This window comes from Moraxella ovis (genome assembly GCF_900453105.1).
Taxonomy (GTDB): Bacteria; Pseudomonadota; Gammaproteobacteria; order Pseudomonadales; family Moraxellaceae; genus Moraxella; species Moraxella ovis.
Map to the genome: position 1 here is coordinate 1 of NZ_UGPW01000001.1, position 19,499 is coordinate 19,499.

General features: G+C 46.5%; 15 protein-coding genes and 1 riboswitch. Of the genes, 11 read left to right on the top strand and 4 right to left on the bottom strand.

The genetic code is table 11. The annotated features are described in order from the left end of the window. The 6 genes from dnaA to DYD54_RS00030 all read left to right on the top strand — a co-directional run. Window positions 1-1,389 (top strand): chromosomal replication initiator protein DnaA (dnaA, locus tag DYD54_RS00005; protein ID WP_063513238.1); only part of this gene is annotated, 1,389 nt, incomplete at its 5' end. A gap of 76 nt (window positions 1,390-1,465) precedes the next feature. Beyond that, entirely contained in the window at window positions 1,466-2,623 is a 1,158-nt protein-coding gene (gene dnaN / locus DYD54_RS00010) for a DNA polymerase III subunit beta (RefSeq protein WP_063513239.1), read from the top strand. Further along, window positions 2,624-3,775 carry a DNA replication/repair protein RecF gene (gene recF / locus DYD54_RS00015; protein ID WP_063513240.1) on the top strand — a complete coding sequence of 384 codons (1,152 nt, stop codon included), beginning with the start codon at window positions 2,624-2,626 and terminating at the stop codon, window positions 3,773-3,775. A 132-nt stretch (window positions 3,776-3,907) separates the two neighbouring features. Beyond that, the gene (gene gyrB, locus DYD54_RS00020) at window positions 3,908-6,364 is read left to right on the top strand and encodes a DNA topoisomerase (ATP-hydrolyzing) subunit B (RefSeq protein ID WP_063513241.1); all 2,457 of its coding nucleotides are present in this window, start codon (window positions 3,908-3,910) and stop codon (window positions 6,362-6,364) included. 86 nt (window positions 6,365-6,450) lie between these two features. Beyond that, entirely contained in the window at window positions 6,451-8,010 is a 1,560-nt protein-coding gene (gene guaA, locus DYD54_RS00025; protein WP_063513242.1) for a glutamine-hydrolyzing GMP synthase, read from the top strand. Between the two features lie 162 nt (window positions 8,011-8,172). Next, window positions 8,173-9,450 (top strand): valine--pyruvate transaminase, encoded by a 1,278-nt coding sequence (locus tag DYD54_RS00030; protein WP_063513243.1) that lies wholly within the window; start codon window positions 8,173-8,175, stop codon window positions 9,448-9,450. Between the two features lie 103 nt (window positions 9,451-9,553). On the opposite strand, the gene DYD54_RS00035 is transcribed toward DYD54_RS00030, so the two are convergent. Both DYD54_RS00035 and DYD54_RS00040 read right to left on the bottom strand, forming a co-directional pair. After that, window positions 9,554-9,904, bottom strand: a complete 351-nt coding sequence (locus DYD54_RS00035) for a RidA family protein (RefSeq protein ID WP_063513244.1) — start codon at window positions 9,902-9,904, stop codon at window positions 9,554-9,556. Between the two features lie 27 nt (window positions 9,905-9,931). Further along, window positions 9,932-11,182 carry a D-amino acid dehydrogenase gene (locus DYD54_RS00040; RefSeq protein WP_063513245.1) on the bottom strand — a complete coding sequence of 417 codons (1,251 nt, stop codon included), beginning with the start codon at window positions 11,180-11,182 and terminating at the stop codon, window positions 9,932-9,934. Window positions 11,183-11,336: 154 nt separating this feature from the next. Continuing rightward, a riboswitch (TPP riboswitch) is annotated at window positions 11,337-11,446 on the top strand. A 95-nt stretch (window positions 11,447-11,541) separates the two neighbouring features. Between DYD54_RS00040 and thiC the strand changes: the two genes are divergently transcribed. Together thiC and DYD54_RS00050 are read left to right on the top strand one after the other, a co-directional pair. Next, a complete protein-coding gene (gene thiC / locus DYD54_RS00045; protein WP_370446602.1) occupies window positions 11,542-13,539 on the top strand; it encodes a phosphomethylpyrimidine synthase ThiC in 1,998 nt (665 codons plus the stop codon). 119 nt (window positions 13,540-13,658) lie between these two features. Beyond that, window positions 13,659-15,509 (top strand): ABC transporter ATP-binding protein, encoded by a 1,851-nt coding sequence (locus DYD54_RS00050; protein ID WP_063513246.1) that lies wholly within the window; start codon window positions 13,659-13,661, stop codon window positions 15,507-15,509. 44 nt (window positions 15,510-15,553) lie between these two features. Here the strand turns inward: DYD54_RS00050 and def are convergent, their stop codons facing one another. Further along, window positions 15,554-16,066, bottom strand: coding sequence for a peptide deformylase (def, locus tag DYD54_RS00055; protein ID WP_036363750.1), 513 nt, complete (start codon window positions 16,064-16,066; stop codon window positions 15,554-15,556). A 173-nt stretch (window positions 16,067-16,239) separates the two neighbouring features. Between def and hisB the strand changes: the two genes are divergently transcribed. Then, entirely contained in the window at window positions 16,240-16,836 is a 597-nt protein-coding gene (hisB, locus tag DYD54_RS00060) for an imidazoleglycerol-phosphate dehydratase HisB (protein WP_063513247.1), read from the top strand. Between the two features lie 15 nt (window positions 16,837-16,851). After that, a complete protein-coding gene (gene hisH, locus DYD54_RS00065; protein WP_172459586.1) occupies window positions 16,852-17,490 on the top strand; it encodes an imidazole glycerol phosphate synthase subunit HisH in 639 nt (212 codons plus the stop codon). Window positions 17,491-17,566: 76 nt separating this feature from the next. Here hisH and fabF read toward each other — a convergent pair whose 3' ends face one another. Further along, window positions 17,567-18,871 carry a beta-ketoacyl-ACP synthase II gene (fabF, locus tag DYD54_RS00070; protein ID WP_046695823.1) on the bottom strand — a complete coding sequence of 435 codons (1,305 nt, stop codon included), beginning with the start codon at window positions 18,869-18,871 and terminating at the stop codon, window positions 17,567-17,569. Between the two features lie 262 nt (window positions 18,872-19,133). Between fabF and DYD54_RS00075 the strand changes: the two genes are divergently transcribed. Then, a complete protein-coding gene (locus DYD54_RS00075; RefSeq protein ID WP_063513249.1) occupies window positions 19,134-19,496 on the top strand; it encodes an MliC family protein in 363 nt (120 codons plus the stop codon). Window positions 19,497-19,499: the final 3 nt, after the last annotated feature.

Consider the following 19,499-nt stretch of genomic DNA (forward strand, 5'->3'; position numbering starts at 1 on the left):
ATGTCACTGTTTGATGAAGATGAGTTGGTGCCCATGAGTGCGCCAAGCCCTTCTGCTGATTTTTGGCAAGAATGTTTAAAAGAACTGTCTTTTGAAGTTTCAGAGGCGGACTTTTTGCGTTGGTTGTCACCTCTAGAAGCGAGTGTTGATGGCGATGTGCTGGTACTCTCTGCGATTAACCAATACTTTATTACGCACATTAAGGACAACTACATCGATAAGATTGAGCTGTTGGTAAAAAAACATGCGCCAGCAGGGATTGAAGGCGTGCGTCTTGAGACGCCCAAGGTGGTCGATGTTAAGCCAAAAAGTGAAAAAACAGTCACAAAAAAAGCCAAAACCAATACTCAAATTGAAGAAAGCGAGCAACTTGAAGATAACTACACTTTTGATGCTTTTGTGAAGGGTAAATCCAATGCCTTTGCTTATAATGCTTGTTACGATCTGGGTAAAAAAGGCGGTGACAGCGCTTATCCTTTGGTGTTTTTGTATGGGTCGTCAGGCTTGGGTAAAACGCACCTTATGCATGCGGTGGCGCATCGCTATCAAAAAGCAGGATCAAGGTTCTGCTATATGACCAAAGATCATTTCTTTCGCATCACCAAAGACGCGTTTCGCGACAGAAAAGTTGATCAGTTGGTTAAAAAAATCTGCAAGGCGGATCTGTTAATTATTGACGATATTCATTTGATTAACGGTAAAAGTGCGCCGCACATCTCTGATTTACTCTTAACGATTTTTAGTGATTTTAGCAAAAACAAAAAAAATCGCATCATCTTGGCTTCTGACAGACAGCCGGCCCAGCTTAATAATTTTGATGAGCGATTTAAATCGCGTTTTTCAAGCGGTCTGAATGTATTGATTGAACCGCCTGACATTGACATGCGCGTACAGATTTTGGAGAAAAAAGCGAGCGTTCTTGGCATGGATTTGCCAAAAGAATGTGCGCTGTTCATCGCGCAGAACGTTGCGCCAGATGTACGCCGTCTAGAAGGCGCGCTCAATCAGGTGCATGCTAATTTTGTCATGTCTGGAGAGCCTGTGACTCTGTCACTTGTTCGCCATGCCATCAAAGACCACATTGAAGCTCGCGCCCGTGCGGTGAACGCTGATAACATTCGTGACTTGGTGGCTCAGTATTATGGTATCTCTGCCAAAGATTTGATGGGTAAAAAACGCGCGCGTAACATCGCAAGACCGCGCCAGATGGCCATGGCGTTGATTCGCGAATTAACTCAAGACAGCTTCCCTGAGATCGGGCAGTTTTTCGGGGGTCGTGACCACACCACAGTCATGCATGCATGTAAGGCAATTGAAGAGCTAAGAGCGACAGACGTTAAGGTTGATAAGGCTTATCAAGCCTTAAAAGCAACATTGGAATTCGAGTGATAATTTTTGATTGAATAACTTGTGTTTGCCAAAAAAAGCAAGTACTATAAGCACATGAAATGACAGGACTATAACAATGAAATTAACCATAAAACGCGATGTATTAATAAACGCCATCAGCCTAGTTGCCAAAGCTGCTGATAAACATCACCGCATTGGACCTATCTTAGCTAATATTAAGTTTGTATTGGATCAAGATGTGCTAACCTTGGTGGCATCTGACTTAGAGGTGGAGCTGACTGCGACGATTGCACTGCCAGCAGGCGCATGCCAACAGACCGGCGAGACAACCCTGCCAGCTGAGAAATTATTCGTTATTTGTAAAGCGCTCTCAGATGAGATGGTGTCTTTGGATGCTGATGAGATGCGCTGTTTTATTGTGAGCGGCAAAGGGCGTTATACTCTAAAGACCCTACCTGCTAAGGATTTTCCAAGTATCGGCGCGCCAAGTGTTGCTGCAGCATTGAACATCAACCGTGGCACTTTGTATGATTTGATCGGTCATACGCGCTTTGCCATGGCAACCCAAGACGTTCGTCATTATCTAACAGGCATGTTGTTTGAGATCAATGGTGACAAGCTTACCGCCGTGGCGACCGATGGGCATCGCTTGGCAGTCGCTCATCGTGCTCTAGACGCCAGTTATGATGATCGTCGTGTGATTATCCCAGGCAAGGCCGTGGCTGAGCTTGAGCGTCTGTTAGGTGAGCTTGTTAGATCTTCAGAAGATGATGTGGTCGCGCTTGGTTTTGATGATGAATTTTTACAGTTGTCATTAGGCTTTGGCGACGAGAGTGACTATAAAGGCATGCAAGTTGGTATGGTCGCGCGCCTAATTGAAGGTAAGTTTCCTGATTATCGCCGTGTACTGCCACCAAGCTACGATAAAGCCGCGATCTTCAATAAAGATGAAGCGGTAGAAGTGCTGCGCCGCCTGTCTGTGTTAAACAGCAAAGAAGCGCCTGGCGTGTTGTTTGATTTTAAAGAATCGGACAGGGTTCAGGTCAGTGTTCGCAATCAGCGTGAGCAAGATGAGGCAGAAGAGAACTTGGCGGTAAGTTATGAAGGTGAGCCGCTTGAAGTATCGTTTAATGAAGCCTATCTGCGTGCGGTATTGCGGGTATTAAATGGTGATGTGCGTATCGAGATGACTGAGGCGGTGAAACCTGCACTCATCTACCAAGTGGGCGATGAGATGAATCATCAATACGTCGTGATGCCGATGCGTGTGTAAATGATTCAAGAATTACGCATTCACGCCCTACGCAATATACAGCAAGCATCGTTAGAATTACAGCAGTGCAATCTGTTTATTGGTAAAAACGGCAGTGGTAAAACATCGCTTCTTGAGGCGGTGTTTTTGCTTTCTCGGGGTAAAAGCTTTCGACATCATGAACCTAAGCGTTATATCACACATCACGCCAAGACTTGTACTGTCTGGGCAAGGACTCACGATCAGACGCTGGCTATTCAGAAACAGCTTGATGCAGCAAATTTTGCCACCACAACTTTAAAGCTCAATAACAGTACCGTCCCTAGCCAAAGCGCTCTGTCTTTCGCATTACCTACTTTATTGATCGATCCGACCAGTATGGCACTGCTGGAAGAAGGCAGCGGAGTGCGCCGTCAGCTGTTGGATTGGCTATCGTTTCACGTGGAACCTGATTTTTATCCGCAGTGGTTGGCTTATCAAAGGCTGCTAAAACAACGTAATGCACTTTTAAAATCATCATCTCTTACCTTACATGAAGTCAGCGCATGGGATCATCAGTTGGCCATTCATGCCAAGGCGTTGCATCATTATCGCTTGGTGGTGTTTAATGAGTGGCAGGTGTTGTTTGATGAGATGCTTGCGCGTCTATTGCCTGCTTATGAAGGTCAGATAACCTTGAGCTATAGTGCTGGCTTTGATACTCAAGCAGGCTTATTTGAAGTGCTACAAAATCGCTTATCGCAGGACAAAGAGCTGGGCTATACCCGTGTTGGCGCGCATCGTGCGGATGTTGTGGTATCCTTGAAGAATATCAATGACAACGGCGATAAGTTAAGAGAGCAGGCGGCGAACGTTCTATCACGCGGTGAGAAAAAACTACTGATTACCGCGCTTAGACTCTCGCAGTTACAGATGATGTGCGCTAGGCTGCCTGACATCGAACCTGTGGTGTTGATTGATGACTTGGACGCTGAGCTTGATGATAGAGCGATTGATATTTTGCTTGATGCACTTTTGGTGTTGCCATGCCAATTGTTCATCTCAAGTTTGCAGACAGATACCATTGGCAAAATACAACAAAAAATGACTGTTTTGGATAATAATAACGATGCCTTAAAAGTGTTTCACGTGGAACAAGGAAAGGTTGCTGAACCGCTGTCATCAGCTCACTAAAATATTGATTTAATGGGCGTTTTCATGTTTAAATTTATGACTTTTCATAAAAAAAATGCTATAATAATGTGTAATTTAATCAATTAATTGCGCATTAAATTCTTAGTTGTGCGCAAGTTTTAAGGAAGTTTCATGACTGAGCAGGCGCAACACGACGAATCCGTTGATAACCAAAATAGCGAATACAGCTCAAAAAATATCCGAGTTTTGCGTGGACTTGAAGCGGTTCGCGTACGTCCTGGTATGTATATCGGTGATACCGATGATGGCACGGGCTTGCACCACATGGTGTTTGAGGTCGTGGATAATGCCATTGACGAAGCGCTGGCAGGCCATTGTGATGAGATTAATATCATCATCCACGAAGACGAATCGGTCTCGGTCATGGATAACGGACGTGGCATCCCTGTAGATATCCACCCAGAAGAAGGCGTATCAGCCGCGCAGGTCATCATGACGGTGCTGCATGCTGGCGGTAAATTCGACGACAATTCTTATAAAGTATCGGGCGGCCTGCATGGCGTGGGTGTGTCGGTCGTTAATGCGCTGTCTAAGAAACTAACCTTGAACATCTGGCGTGATGGCCATGAACACACCCAAGATTATACCGATGGCGTGCCTGACTTTGAACTAAAACGCTTGGGCGAGACTGACAAGACAGGAACGCAGGTTAGATTCTATCCAAGTTCTGAGATTTTTAGCGGGACGATTTTTGATTATGACATCCTTGCCAAGCGTTTGCGTGAATTATCCTTCCTAAACTCTGGTGTGCGCATCGTCCTAACCGACGAGCGTGATGATCGCGTACAAGTCTTTGAACACAAAGGTGGTCTGTCCGAGTTCGTCACTTTCATCAATGAAGGTAAGCAAACCTTAAACGACATTTTTCATTTTACCGCCCAAGGTCTAGACGGCATCGGTGTGGAAGTTGCCCTACAGTGGTCAGACAGCTATAACGAAAAAGTGCTGTGTTTCACCAATAACATCCCCCAAAAAGACGGCGGTACGCATTTATCAGGATTCCGTTCAGCCTTGACTCGCTGCTTAAACCACTACATGGAATCTGAAAATATTGGCAAAAAAGAAAAAGTACAAGTTACGGGTGATGATGCTCGCGAGGGCTTGGTTGCCATCGTCTCGGTAAAAGTCCCTGATCCGAAATTTAGCTCACAGACTAAGGATAAGCTGGTATCTAGCGAAGTAAAAAGCGCGGTAGAGACCACCATGCATGAGCGTCTGAACGAATACCTGCTAGAGAATCCAGGTGCTGCCAAGTCGATCGCAGGTAAGATCATCGATGCTGCGCGTGCTCGTGAAGCTGCTCGCAAAGCACGTGAAATGACACGCCGCAAGACTTCATTGGATATCGCAGGTCTGCCAGGTAAATTGGCAGACTGCCAAGAAAAAGACCCTGCTCTGTCAGAACTTTATATTGTTGAGGGTGACTCTGCGGGCGGTTCTGCTAAGCAGGGGCGTAATCGTAAGATGCAAGCAATCTTGCCGCTAAAAGGTAAAATTCTAAATGTTGAGCGCGCTCGCTTTGACAAGATGTTATCGAGCGCTGAGGTCGGCACACTGATTACGGCGCTTGGCACGGGCATTGGCGCAGATGAATACAACGCGGATAAACTTCGTTACCACAAGATCATCATCATGACTGATGCCGATGTTGATGGCTCTCACATTCGTACACTGCTTTTGACTTTCTTTTTCCGTCAAATGCCAGAACTTATCGAGCGTGGTCACATCTATATCGCACAGCCACCGCTTTATAAAGTCAAAAAAGGCAAGCACGAATTATACCTAAAAGACGATGAAGCGCTCAAATCCTATCTGCTATCATCGACCATTGATGAAAATCAGCTGTTCTTACACAAAGATGCACCCGCAGTAACTGGGGTTGCGCTTGAAAAACTGCTTAATGATTACAACCAATCACAGGTGATCAAGTCTCGCCTTCAGAATAAATACCCTTCTGAGCTGTTGGATGCGCTGACTTTCATTCCAAAGTTTGATGCAGAATTTCATGATAAGGCGGCTTTGCAGGCTTGGGCAGATTCATTGCAAGCTAAGCTGAACGAGCTGGTAGAGCATCTATCGCCCAAGGTTGAGCTTATCGAAGTAACTGGCGGCGATGAAGCGGGTAAGCAGCAATGGTTACCACGCGTGACGATTTTTGTGCATCGCTTGCCTCAGTATTATACATTAGATGCCATGTTCCTAAAATCATCAGAATACGCTCGTCTGCTTAAACTCTCTGGCGAGTGGAATACTATCTTAGGCGCGGATGCATTCTTGCGCCGTGGCGACAAAGACATGGCGATTAAGGATTTTCATCATCTGTGGACTTATATGATGAATGATGCACGCCGTGGTATGACGGTTCAGCGCTATAAGGGATTAGGCGAGATGAACGCTGATCAGCTGTGGGAGACGACAATGGATCCAGAGAATCGCCGCATGCTTAAGATTACTATTGAGGATGCCATTGCTGCCGACCACCTGTTCAACTGTCTGATGGGTGATGAAGTTGAGCCGCGTCGTATCTTTATTGAAGAAAATGCGCTCAACGCAGACATCGATACTTAAATAAAAGCAGGCTTAGCCCTGCTTTAACTCTTTTTGTTTTTGTGCTTAATTGCGTTTATTTTATTGGTTTTTTAACTGGAATAGCCATGACCAACATTACCCAAGACCGTATTTTAATCCTTGATTTTGGTTCGCAGTACAGTCAGCTTATCGCGCGCCGTGTACGTGAAGCAGGCGTATATTCTGAAATGTATGCTTTTGATATGTCTGATGAAGACATTCGCGCCTTTAATCCTAAAGGTATCATCCTATCTGGCGGCCCTGAGAGCGTTCATCAAGAAGGCAGTCCACGCGCACCAAAAGCGGTATTTGAATTGGGTGTACCTGTGCTTGGTGTGTGTTATGGTTTTCAGACGATGGCAGAACAACTAGGCGGCAAAGTCGAAGCTGGTGATGTGCATGAGTTTGGTTATGCCAAAATTGACATCGTTCAGAGTGACAAACTGCTAAATGACATTGCAGATGCCAATAACCAATCACAAGTATGGATGAGCCACGGCGACAAAGTATCGCGTCTGCCTGAGGGCTTTGTGACCACATCGAGCACGCCAAGCTGTCCATATGCTTCTGCCAGTGATGAAGCGCGTGGTTTCTATGGTGTGCAATTTCACCCAGAGGTCACCCATACAGAAAAAGGCGTTGAGTTTATTTCTAACTTTGTACATGACATCTGTGGCTGTGGCAACGCATGGAACTCTGAGAACATCATTGAGATGCGTATCGCCCAACTAAAAGAGCAGATCGGCGATGAAAAAGTACTACTAGGTCTGTCTGGTGGTGTTGACAGTTCAGTGGTGGCAGTACTACTGCACAAGGCGATTGGCGATCAGCTGACCTGTGTATTCGTGGACAATGGTCTGCTTCGTCTGAACGAAGGCGATCAAGTGATGCAAATGTTCGCTGAGAATATGGGCATTCGCGTGATTCGCGCCGACAGCGAGGATCGTTTTTTGGGTGCGCTAGCAGGTGTTACCGATCCAGAGGCTAAGCGTAAGGTCATTGGACGCGAATTCATCGAAGTGTTCTCTGAAGAAGCTCGTAAACTAGATGGTGTAAAATTCTTAGCCCAAGGCACCATCTATCCTGACGTGATCGAGTCAGCAGCAAGCAAGCAAGGCAAAGCGCACGTCATTAAGTCACACCACAATGTGGGTGGCTTGCCTGAAGATTTGGCGTTTGAATTGGTTGAGCCGCTGCGTGATTTGTTTAAGGATGAGGTACGCAAACTTGGCGTCGCGCTTGGTATCCCGCATCACATGATCTATCGTCATCCATTCCCAGGCCCAGGTCTAGGCGTGCGTATCTTGGGCGAAGTCAAGAAAGAATATGCCGATATCTTGCGTGTGGCAGATGATATCTTCATGCAGGAGCTGCGCGCATCTGGTTGGTATGATAAGACCGCCCAAGCCTTTGCAGTGTTCCAACCTGTAAAATCAGTCGGTGTGGTGGGCGATGGTCGCCGTTATGCGTGGGTGATTGCCTTGCGTGCGGTTGAGACAGTGGACTTTATGACTGCTCGCTTTGCTCATCTACCATACGATCTGGTGGACAAAATCTCAACTCGCATAATGAACGAGATTCGTGACGTATCTCGTGTGGTCTATGACGTATCGAGTAAGCCACCTGCGACGATCGAATGGGAATAATTCTACGACATAAACCAAGCCTTAGCGCTTGGTTTTTTGTTGTAAATTCGCCCAACATGGACGAATTTGCTATAATGATAAGAGATGAATCAGATTGCGATTCTATTTTAATAAGTGATCAAAATAATTCATATGTTTCACGTGAAACAAGATAGGTGTGGTATGAAATTTTCAAATTTTGGTGAAAAATTTACTAAGAATAGTGGCATTCTGCAGCTCATGGATGATCTTGGCAAGGCGTTGGCAAGTGATCAGCCGATTAATATGCTTGGCGGTGGTAACCCTGCGGTGATTCCTGAGGTCAATGATGTATTCCAAGCGACTTTAAGGCAAGTTGTGGAAGATAATAATGCGCTTGATAGTGTGGCGAACTACTCAACACCTCAAGGCGATACTAAGTTCATTGATACTTTGGTGGCATTTTTTAATCGCCATTATGATTGGAATTTGACTGCAGAGAATATTGTCTTGACCAACGGCTCTCAAAATGGATTCTTCTATTTATTTAATCTATTCTCTGGCAAATTTGGCGACAGTGAAAAATCTATTCTATTGCCGCTTGCTCCTGAGTATGTCGGGTATGCCGATGCTCATGTCGAAGGCACGCACTTCGTGGCGGTACCGCCCATCATTGAAGAGGTGACGCACGAAGGTGAAGACGGGTTTTTTAAATACCGTGTTGATTTTGATGCATTGGAGAGCTTACCTGACTTGGCAGAGGGTAAGATCGGTGCGATTTGCTGTTCGCGACCAACCAACCCGACAGGTAACGTACTCGCCGACGATGAGATGGCACGCCTAGATAAGATTGCCAGGAAATACGACATCCCGCTCATCATTGATAACGCCTACGGCATGCCGTTTCCTAACATCATCCATGCAGACACTACGCTAAGCTGGGATGAGCAGACGATTTTATGTTTTAGTTTGTCGAAGATTGGCTTGCCTGGTGCTAGAACGGGCATCATCGTTGCCAGTCCGCAGGTAATTCGTGCGGTAAGCGCGATGAATGCCATTGTCAATCTGTCTCCAGTACGGTTCGGGGCGACGATTGCCACGCCATTATTTGCTGATGACCGCATTATTGATCTGGCGGATAACCACATCCAACCTTTCTATAAAAAACAATCAGCACTGGCGGTAAGGCTCCTAAAAGAACAATTCGCCGATTTGCCAGTGAAGATTCATAAGCCAGAAGGTGCGATATTCTTATGGATATGGTTTGATGAATTACCCATCAGCACAACCGAGCTTTATCAAATCTTAAAAGATCAAGGTACGCTAATCATACCCAGTGAGCATTTCTTTGTGGGTGTTAATACTGACAATTATCCGCACGCGCATCAATGCATCAGACTGTCTATCGCTCAAAATGACGAGACACTCCAAAAAGGCATTACCACAATCGGACGCATGGTGCGTGAATTGTATCAAGGCTGAACTGCCCTGATCAATTTGTCAGATAAAGTCACGACTTGATGAATTGGTTTTGTATTAAAAAATCCCCAGTGCCAGCGCATTGGAGATTTTGGTGTGATAAAGGTTAAATCGCAGCGACAACCATGATTTCAACCAGCCAGTTTGGATTAACCAATTTGGCTTCTACGGTGGCGCGTGTAGGCGGTGTGATGTCTTTGACCCATTGATTCCATTCGCTGTTAAATGCATCAAAATTCGCCAAATCAGTGATAAAAACCTGTGCAGATAGGATTTTTGATTTGTCAGAGCCTGCCTTGGCCAGCGCGGCATCGATGTTGGCGAATACTTCTCTAGACTGACCTTTGATGTCTAGGCTATCGCCATTGGGTACTTGACCTGCCAAATATACCACGCCATTATGGATGGCGATCTCGCTTAGGGTGTCGTTACTGTCTAGTTTGATGATGTTAGCCATGATGATTCCTTAGTGGTGCTTGGATGATTAATGATACCGTGCCAACGACAACCCATCAAGGCTGATGTCTGGCGCGCGCTTGGTGATGATGTCCGCAATTAATTTCCCAGAACCGCACGCCATGGTCCAGCCGAGTGTGCCATGCCCTGTATTGATGAATAGGTTATTGAATTTGGTCTCTCCGATGATTGGTGTGCCGTCTGGTGTCATGGGGCGAAGACCCATCCAGAAAGTCGCATTCGGTAAGTCGCCACCTGTGAATAAATCACGTGTAACCATCTCAAGCGTGGCTCGGCGAGCGGGATTTAACTTTAGATTAAAACCGCTTAATTCTGCCATGCCGCCCACACGAATACGATCATCAAAACGCGTGATGGCAATCTTAAAGGTCTCATCTAACACGGTCGAGACGGGCGCATTATCAGGATCGATAATGGGCACAGTCAGAGAATAGCCTTTGACGGGATAAACAGGTAAATTAAGCGCCAAAGGCTTGGCAATGTCACGCGAATAACTGCCAAAGGCCAGCACATAATGATCAGCGGTAAGTAGCTCGCCATCAGCCAGAACACCTGTGATGGCATTACCATCATGCTGAATTTGTTGCACGGTTTTATTAAATAAGAATTTTACCCCTAGATCTTTGGCGAGTGCGGCGAGTCTTTTAGTGAATAAGTTACAATCGCCCGTTTCGTCATTGGGCAGTCGAAGTCCGCCTACAAGTTTGTCCTTGGCGTGAGCCAGGGCAGGTTCGACTCGGGCTAGCTCATCGCGGCCAAGCAGTTCGTAAGCCACGCCACATTCTTTTAGAACTTCAATGTCACGACCCACCACATCCAGCTGAGCTTGTTTTCGGAATAATTGTAATGTGCCTTTGGTGCGGTCTTCGTATTGAATGCCTGTCTCTTGGCGCAGATTTTGTAGGCAATCACGGCTGTATTCCGCGACACGCATCATGCGTTCTTTGTTAAGGGCGTAGCGATCGGCGTTACAGTTGGCGAACATCTTGGCTGCCCACTGCGCCTGCCAAAGGGACCCATCGGGACTGATGGCAAAGGGTGCGTGTTTTTGAAGTAGCCATTTGGCGGCTTTTAGTGGGATGCCTGGGGCTGCCCAAGGGGTTGAATAACCAGGGGAGATTTGACCCGCGTTACCAAAACTGGTCTCTTCGGCGACATCATTTTGGCGTTCGATGACGGTGACATCTACGCCCAATTTAGCAAGATAATACGCTGACGTTACGCCAATGACGCCGCCGCCAAGTACGATTGCTTTCATAACTGACTGTCCTTGAAGGTAATGATATAAACAATCGCTTATGATAACAATCGCTTGAATGAATAACAAGCGGCATTTATGAGGTATCAAAATATTTTATGACGATGTCAAAAGATGTTTTGCTTTGCCTGGATAAAAGCTGTGTTATAATGTTATCAACTTGACGGAGTGCAACCCAAAGTTGCCGAGATTGTGGTTATGCCACAAAATCCGTTGAACCTGATGCGGTTCGTACCGCCGTAGGAAATCAAGTTTTCAAAATCTTAAAAATTCTGTATATTATTGATTTATATCGATAATTCTTTTTCATCATAAGATTTTTGATGGCTTGATTTGTTTATTAGCCATTTAAAAAGGATATTATGATGAGCCAAATCGCAAATCAACCCCACACCCATTCCCCACAAGATACCACAACCACAGAAATTGGCTGGATATATGAGAAAAACGAGCGAAGTTGTACAAATAGTACTACGAGTGAGTTTGACGAAGTAGAGCAAGCCAAGTTCGCAGGTTGTGAACAAGACGCCAAAGATTTAACTCGCATTCTACCTGCGTCCAAAAAGGTCTATGTACAAGGCTCACAAGCCAACATTCGTGTGCCGTTTCGTGAGATTACGCTCACCGACACGCCCATAGGTCTTAGCCAAAATGGCAAACAGGATGGTTTTGAGAAGAACGAGCCGATTTTGGTGTATGACACATCAGGTGTTTATACCGACCCGAGCGTTCACATTGACCTAAATCAAGGCTTGCCCAAACTGCGTGAGGCTTGGATTGCCGAGCGTGATGACACGGATGTTTTGGACGGTTTGACATCGGATTTTGGTAAGGCACGGCTTAACGACATTCGCACGGCGGACATTCGTTTTGCTCACATTGCCAGACCTAGACGAGCCAAGCGTGGCAAAAACGTTACCCAAATGCACTACGCCAGGCAAGGCATTATCACGCCTGAGATGGAGTACATCGCCATTCGTGAAAATGGCAAACAGCGTGATGGCGTGGATTTACGCCAACATCAGGGGCAAAATTTTGGGGCAAAAGTGCGTGAGATTACCCCTGAATTTGTGCGTAAGGAAGTGGCAGAAGGGCGAGCGATTATTCCTTGCAATATCAATCACCCAGAGAGCGAGCCGATGATTATTGGGCGAAATTTTTTGGTGAAAATTAACGCCAATATCGGCAACTCCGCCCTAGGCTCGTCCATTGATGAAGAAGTGGCGAAGATGACGTGGGCGACACGTTGGGGGGCGGATACGATTATGGATTTGTCCACAGGCAAAAATATCCACGAAACACGAGAATGGATTATCCGCAACAGCCCTGTGCCGATTGGGACGGTGCCGATTTATCAGGCGTTGGAAAAGGTAAATGGCGTGGCGGAGGATTTGACGTGGGAGATTTTTAAGGATACGCTCATTGAGCAGGCAGAGCAGGGCGTGGATTATTTTACCATTCATGCAGGGGTGCTACTTCGTTATGTGCCACTCACCGCCAATCGCTTGACGGGCATTGTCTCTCGGGGTGGGTCAATCATGGCACAGTGGTGCTTGGCTCATCACAAGGAGAATTTTATTTATGAGCATTTTGATGAGATTTGTGAAATTGCCAAAGCCTATGACGTGGCGTTTAGTTTGGGCGATGGACTAAGACCGGGCTGTATCCAAGATGCCAATGATGAAGCTCAATTTAGCGAATTAAAAACGCTTGGCGAGCTAACCAAACGTGCGTGGGTGCATGACGTACAAGTGATGATAGAAGGACCCGGACACGTTCCGATGCACATGATTAAAGAAAATATGGATGTGCAGTTAGAACATTGCCACGAAGCCCCATTTTATACGCTAGGGCCTTTGACGACTGACATTGCCCCTGGCTATGACCATATCACGAGTGCGATAGGGGCAGCGATGATTGGGTGGTATGGTACGGCAATGCTGTGCTATGTTACGCCAAAGGAGCATTTGGGTTTGCCCAACAAAAAGGACGTAAAAGACGGTATCATCACTTACAAAATCGCCGCTCACGCCGCCGACCTTGCCAAAGGACACCCACTCGCCCAAGTGCGTGATAATGCCTTGTCTAAGGCACGGTTTGAGTTTCGTTGGGAAGACCAATTTAACCTTGCCCTAGACCCTGACACGGCAAGGGCAATGCACGATGAGACCATGCCAAAAGAAGCCCATAAATCGGCTCATTTTTGTTCTATGTGTGGCCCGAAGTTTTGTTCCATGAAAATCACGCAAAACGTTAGGGAGTACGCCAAAGGTCTGGAGTATGAACAGCAGGCGGGCTTTGATGAGATGCGCCAAAAATACCACGAGACAGGCGCCAAGCTCTATCATCCATTGTAAATTCAATCAAAAACCGCACCCATGGTGTGGTTTTTTATTCTGTATCAAAAATTTACCCATCAAAAAGCACCCTCAAAATCTGCTATAATAAGCAAATTTTTATAATAATTGTGAGTAGCATGTCTTTATTTTCTTATTTTGAACGCAAGATTGACCCTTATCCAAGCAGTCCCATGCCTGTGATGACTCGTGGTAAATTGTTGTCGTTCCTGTGGGCATGCACTGAGGGTGCGCGTGGTTGGATTTTTGTCCGTATTGTGCTGTCAGTACTGCTTGGGGTGTTTGGTTCGTTGCTCTTTGCCTGGGCGGGGGACGTGGTTGATTGGCTAACCATCTACACACCAAGCACGCTTTGGCAAGAAAAAGGACAGACCATCATGATGATTTTGGGTTTGTGCGTCTTGTCGATTTTTGCAGAATTTTTTGGTAATTTGATTCGCTTTCAAGTGCTTCAAGGCGTTCTGCCAATGCGACTTCGTTGGTGGTTCCATAAGCACATGCTGGGACAGTCGATGCAGTTTTATCATGATGAGTTTTCTGGGCGTGTCTCTGCTAAGGTCATGCAAACGGCGCTGGGTGTACGTGATACGATCATGACGATGGCGGAGATGGTGTCTTTTGTGTCGGCATATCTTATTACCAGTGGCGTGATTTTGCTTGGACTTGATTTTTGGTTATTTGTGCCATTTGGTCTGTGGCTAATTACGGTTGTAGTGGTGATGAAATTTTTCTTACCAAGACTTAGAAAAACCGCCAGTGATCAAGCCGATGCTCGTGCACTGATGACAGGCCGTGTGACAGATGCTTATGCTAACATCAGTGCGGTGAAGCTGTTTAGTCACTCAAACCGTGAACTTGGCTATGCCAAATCTGCCATGAGTGAATTCATGACGACCGTGCATGCACAGATGCGCTGGGTGTCGCTGTTGGGCACGACGACCGAGACCATCTCACTCATCATGATCGTTGGTAGTACCGCGATTGGCGTGTATCTGTGGATGGCAGGCGAGGTTACTGTGGGTGCGATCGCCATTGCCTCGGGCATCGCGCTTAGATTAAAAGGCATGATTCAATGGATCATGTGGGAGATGGCAAGTTTATTTGAGCACATCGGCACAGTCCAAGATGGCATGAGTACGCTGACCACACAGCACGCCATCGTTGATGATGCGGATGCAACTGAGCTTGTCGTGACCGAAGGCAGTATTGTCTTTGATGATGTGTCTTTTAATTATGGTAAAGCAGATTCGCCAATCAAGCTGTTAGAGCAGTTTAATTTATCCATCAAAGCAGGCGAAAAAGTTGGTCTGGTTGGTCGAAGTGGTGCGGGTAAATCTACGCTTGTGAATCTACTGCTTAGATTTTATGATGTTGATGGCGGTAAAATCCGTATCGATGGTCAGGACATTAAGCGCATAACTCAGAACTCTCTTCGCCAAAACATCGGCATGGTCACTCAAGATACTGCGCTGCTACATCGTACCGTGCGTGAGAACATCGCTTATGGCAAGCCGAACGCCACAGATGAAGAGATCATCGCCGCTGCCAAAGCCGCACATGCGTGGGATTTTATTCAGACATTGCAGGATAAGCATGGTAATGTGGGACTTGATACGCAGGTGGGTGAGCGTGGTGTGAAGCTCTCAGGTGGTCAGCGTCAGCGTATCGCCATCGCGCGCGTCATGCTAAAAAATGCGCCAATTCTACTGCTTGATGAGGCAACTTCTGCACTAGACAGTGAAGTGGAATTCGCCATCACCCAAAGCCTAGATGACATGATGTCTGGTAAGACGGTCATCGCCATCGCACACCGTCTATCTACCATCGCAAGTCTTGACAAGCTTGTGGTCATGGACAAAGGTCAGATCATTGAGATCGGCAGCCATGATGAGCTCATCGTCAAAGGTGGCGTGTACGCGCACCTGTGGGCGAGACAGTCTGGCGGCTTCTTAGGTGAGATGGACGAATAACAAAAACCCCAAGTGATGAGCTTGGGGTTTTTATTTGGCGTGTTTTAGCCTTTTTTGGCGATGACTTTGCGCACTTTATCGCGAGCGCGGTCTTGCTTGAGACGTGATAGATAATCAACGAATACGATGCCTTTTAGGTGGTCTAATTCGTGCTGAATGCACACCGCCAAAAGACCATCCGCCTCCACACTAAAATCTTCCCCATTCTCATCTTTGGCCTCGATGCGCACGCGAGCAGGACGCTCCACGGTGTCATAGACCTCAGGAATGGACAGACAGCCTTCTTGGTAGGGTGCCAGCTCTTCGGTTAGTGGTGTTACCTTAGGATTGATATATACTTTAGGCTGTGGCTCTTCACCTTCTTTGGCTAGATCCATGACCACCACCTGAACATGTCTGTCCACCTGGGTGGCAGCCAGCCCGATGCCACGAGCGTCGTACATGGTCTCGAACATGTCTTCGATGAGCGTTTTGATGGTGTTGTCAATCACTTCCACTTCTTTGGCGACGGTGCGCAGGCGTGGATCTGGATAATGCAAAATTGGTAAAATTGCCATAAATTTCTCATAATTTTGTTAAATTTATCACCATTATAATTCAAAGCCCTTTTAATGGCAAAATTTATGCAAAATAGGGCGGCTTTTTGCCAAAATTTCCCCAAAAGCAACCAAATTTTGTGTAAAATGGTGTTTTTGTCTTTGAATCGCTGCGCTAAACCCAAGGAGAAGCCATGACCGCCCCACGTATCGCACAGATTAGCCGAAATACTGCCGAGACACAGATTTTTGTTTCTATTAATATTGATGGCACTGGCATCAGCAAGCTTGACACAGGCGTGCCATTTTTGGATCATATGCTTGATCAGATTACACGTCATGGACTGTTCGACCTTGAGATCAAATGTACGGGCGATACGTACATTGATGATCATCACAGTGTTGAAGATGTTGGTATTGCGCTTGGTCAGGCGCTAAAGATTGCACTTGGCGACAAAAAAGGCATCCGCCGTTATGGGCATTTTTATGCGCCGCTTGATGAGAGCCTAAGCCGTGTGGTGGTGGACATCTCAGGTCGCCCAAGCCTTCACATGGACGTGCCATTTACGCGCGCATATGTGGGTAAGCTTGATGTGGATTTGTTCAGCGAATTCTTTTATGGACTGGTGAATAATGCTGCCATCACGCTGCACATCGACAACCTAAAAGGCAAAAACAGCCACCATCAGATTGAGAGTGTATTTAAGGCGTTGGCGCGTGCACTGCGTATGGCGTGTGAGATCGATGAGCGCGCAGGCGGTGTGCTACCATCGACGAAGAATGTACTATAAGGTTTTGATTGTATTATGAAAATTGCATTATTGGATTATGGCGTCGGCAATTTATATTCTGTCGCCAATGCCCTAAAAACCGTCGGTGCTGACGTCATCATCACCAATGAGCCTGATAAAGTCGCTGCTGCTGACAAGGTGCTGCTGCCAGGTGTTGGCGCGATCGGTGATGCGATGCACCACATGAGAGCGGCAGGCGTGGATGTCGCTGTCAAGCAAGCCTTGAAGGACAAGCCTGTGATGGCAATCTGTGTTGGCATGCAGGCGATGTTCGACTATTCTACCGAAGGTGGTCGAGTAGAATGTTTGGGCGAGATTGCAGGTGGTGTAGAGCGTTTCGATGAATCTTGGGTAGATAATAATCAGCCCATCAAGATTCCGCATGTTGGTTGGAACGTGGTGAAGACTGACACCGATCATATGCTATGGCAGGGCTGCGCGAATAAGCATTTTTATTTTACCCACAGCTATTACTGCAAGCCCGACATGACAGATGCGCGCAATGACGGCATCATCGTGGCGACGTGTGATTATGGCGTGGAGTTCTGTGCGAGCGTCATTAAGGATAATCTGTTCATCACTCAGTTCCATCCTGAAAAAAGCCATGAAGCAGGATTGCAATTACTATCTAATTTTGTCAATTGGCAAATCTAATCCATCTTTGATGTATTATGTTCCACGTGAAACAAAAAAGCACGCTTATCAAAGCGTGCTTTTTAATGGGATTGGTTTAGTCTTGCCAACGACCAAATACCAAGCTGCCATTCGTACCACCAAAGCCAAAGCTGTTCGAGATGGCATAATTAACATTATCCACCTTACGAGCGGTATGAGCGATGTAGTCTAGCGTGCAACGCTCATCAGGGTTGTCTAGGTTGATGGTTGGGGGCAGCGTTTGGTTCTGTAGAGCGAGCACAGTGAAGATCGCTTCGATCGCTCCCGCTGCGCCCAGTAGGTGACCTGTCATTGACTTGGTTGAGCTCACCAGAATGTCATCACCGAATAAACTCTGAATCGCACAGCTCTCGGCGACATCGCCTGCTGGTGTGCTTGTGCCATGTGCGTTGACGTAGCCGACTTGGTCGGCATCTAGACCTGCATCACGTAGCGCATTTTGTATCGCGCGGCGCGCACCTTCACCATCTTCTGGCGGGGCAGTGATGTGACTTGCGTCATCGCTCATGCCAAATCCTACCAATTCAGCCAAGATGGTTGCGCCACGAGCTTTGGCGTGAGCTAAGCTTTCAAGCACTAGAGCGCCAGCGCCATCACCCAGAACGAAGCCGTCACGATCTGTATCGAAGGGTCGGCTTGCACGTGTGGGTTCATCATTACGTGTCGATAGGGCATGCATCGCGCCAAAGCCTGACATGCCCAGCGGTGTAGACGCTTTCTCGCTACCTCCGACTAGTACCGCATCCAAGTCGCCATAAGCGATGAGTCGAGCACCAAGTCCGATGGCGTGAGTCGATGTGGTGCAGGCTGTGGCTGTGGCTAGGTTTGCGCCTTTTAAACCGTGACGGATGGCGATTAGACCTGCAGGCATGTTCACGATGGCGCCTGGGATGATGAACGGCGAGACTTTCTTTGCGCCATGGGCTTTTAGGGTGTCTCGACTGCTCTCAATGGTTCCGATGCCGCCAATGCCTGAACCCATCACCACGCCAAATCGTTCACCATCAATATTAATCGGCAAACTGTCGCCTTTGATGTCATCAATCAGACCTGCGTGATGTAGAGCTTGTGCGGCTGCCACTTGCGCATAATGTATGAATTCATCATAGCGACGAACTTCTTTTGGGTTTAGGTAGTTTTTGGCATCGAAATCTTTAACAAGACCTGCGATTTGTGAGCGAAATTCAGCTACATCAATGTCATTACCAAAACTCTCAATCTTGGTAATGCCGCTTTTGCCATTGGTTAAATTCTCCCAAATGGTTGCAAGGTCGTTACCTACAGGTGTGATGGCGCCCATGCCTGTAATGACAACGCGTTCATGGTCTGGTCTTTGATGGTGAATGGGTTTTTGAGTCATGGTATCATCCGTCAATTTGTGCGAGCGCACATTTATTTTTTGTTACAAATTAAGCTATCTTAACATGATTTTTTCAGGATGAAAAGTTCACAACTGTATTTTTCTTGATTTGTGTTGCTTTGCCTGCCAGCTATGGCGATTATGTATATTTTATAAACACAAAATATATAATTTACCACTTGCGCTTACTATGATTTTTGCTTATGATTAATTTATAACATATCATAAATTTTTAACTTTGTTTTATTTTTGGAGATTTCCCATGAAAATCATGATGCCAGTAATTTCAGTTATTGCTTTGGCATTGGCAGGTTGTACCACTAATAATGTCAGCGATGTTAAAGTATCGACTTCAAGCACTTATCAAGTACATTCTTCGAACTTCATCTGTGCAAATGGCATGACGCCAAAGCTGACTTATATTAATGACAACCAAGCCCAGTTGACGTTAGAAGGCACAACCACGACGCTGACGCTAGATACTTCTGGATCAGGCGAGCGCTATGTTTCACAAAATGGCATCTTCGGCTATGGTGGTGAATGGCATCAAAAAGGCGATGTAGCGGCATTCGCTTATAAGAATATTCACGGTGTCCCTGCCGAAGTATCTTGTGAAGCTGAATAATTT

What these genes read in the sequence shown, in the direction of transcription:
- DYD54_RS00035 (WP_063513244.1), bottom strand. Translation starts at nt 9,904, where the DNA reads ATGGCTAACATCATCAAACTAGACAGTAACGACACCCTAAGCGAGATC.
- fabF (WP_046695823.1), bottom strand. Translation starts at nt 18,871, where the DNA reads ATGACTCAAAAACCCATTCACCATCAAAGACCAGACCATGAACGCGTT.
- guaA (WP_063513242.1), top strand. Translation starts at nt 6,451, where the DNA reads ATGACCAACATTACCCAAGACCGTATTTTAATCCTTGATTTTGGTTCG.
- hisB (WP_063513247.1), top strand. Translation starts at nt 16,240, where the DNA reads ATGACCGCCCCACGTATCGCACAGATTAGCCGAAATACTGCCGAGACA.
- DYD54_RS00040 (WP_063513245.1), bottom strand. Translation starts at nt 11,182, where the DNA reads ATGAAAGCAATCGTACTTGGCGGCGGCGTCATTGGCGTAACGTCAGCG.
- dnaN (WP_063513239.1), top strand. Translation starts at nt 1,466, where the DNA reads ATGAAATTAACCATAAAACGCGATGTATTAATAAACGCCATCAGCCTA.
- recF (WP_063513240.1), top strand. Translation starts at nt 2,624, where the DNA reads ATGATTCAAGAATTACGCATTCACGCCCTACGCAATATACAGCAAGCA.
- gyrB (WP_063513241.1), top strand. Translation starts at nt 3,908, where the DNA reads ATGACTGAGCAGGCGCAACACGACGAATCCGTTGATAACCAAAATAGC.
- DYD54_RS00075 (WP_063513249.1), top strand. Translation starts at nt 19,134, where the DNA reads ATGAAAATCATGATGCCAGTAATTTCAGTTATTGCTTTGGCATTGGCA.
- def (WP_036363750.1), bottom strand. Translation starts at nt 16,066, where the DNA reads ATGGCAATTTTACCAATTTTGCATTATCCAGATCCACGCCTGCGCACC.
- DYD54_RS00050 (WP_063513246.1), top strand. Translation starts at nt 13,659, where the DNA reads ATGTCTTTATTTTCTTATTTTGAACGCAAGATTGACCCTTATCCAAGC.
- hisH (WP_172459586.1), top strand. Translation starts at nt 16,852, where the DNA reads ATGAAAATTGCATTATTGGATTATGGCGTCGGCAATTTATATTCTGTC.
- DYD54_RS00030 (WP_063513243.1), top strand. Translation starts at nt 8,173, where the DNA reads ATGAAATTTTCAAATTTTGGTGAAAAATTTACTAAGAATAGTGGCATT.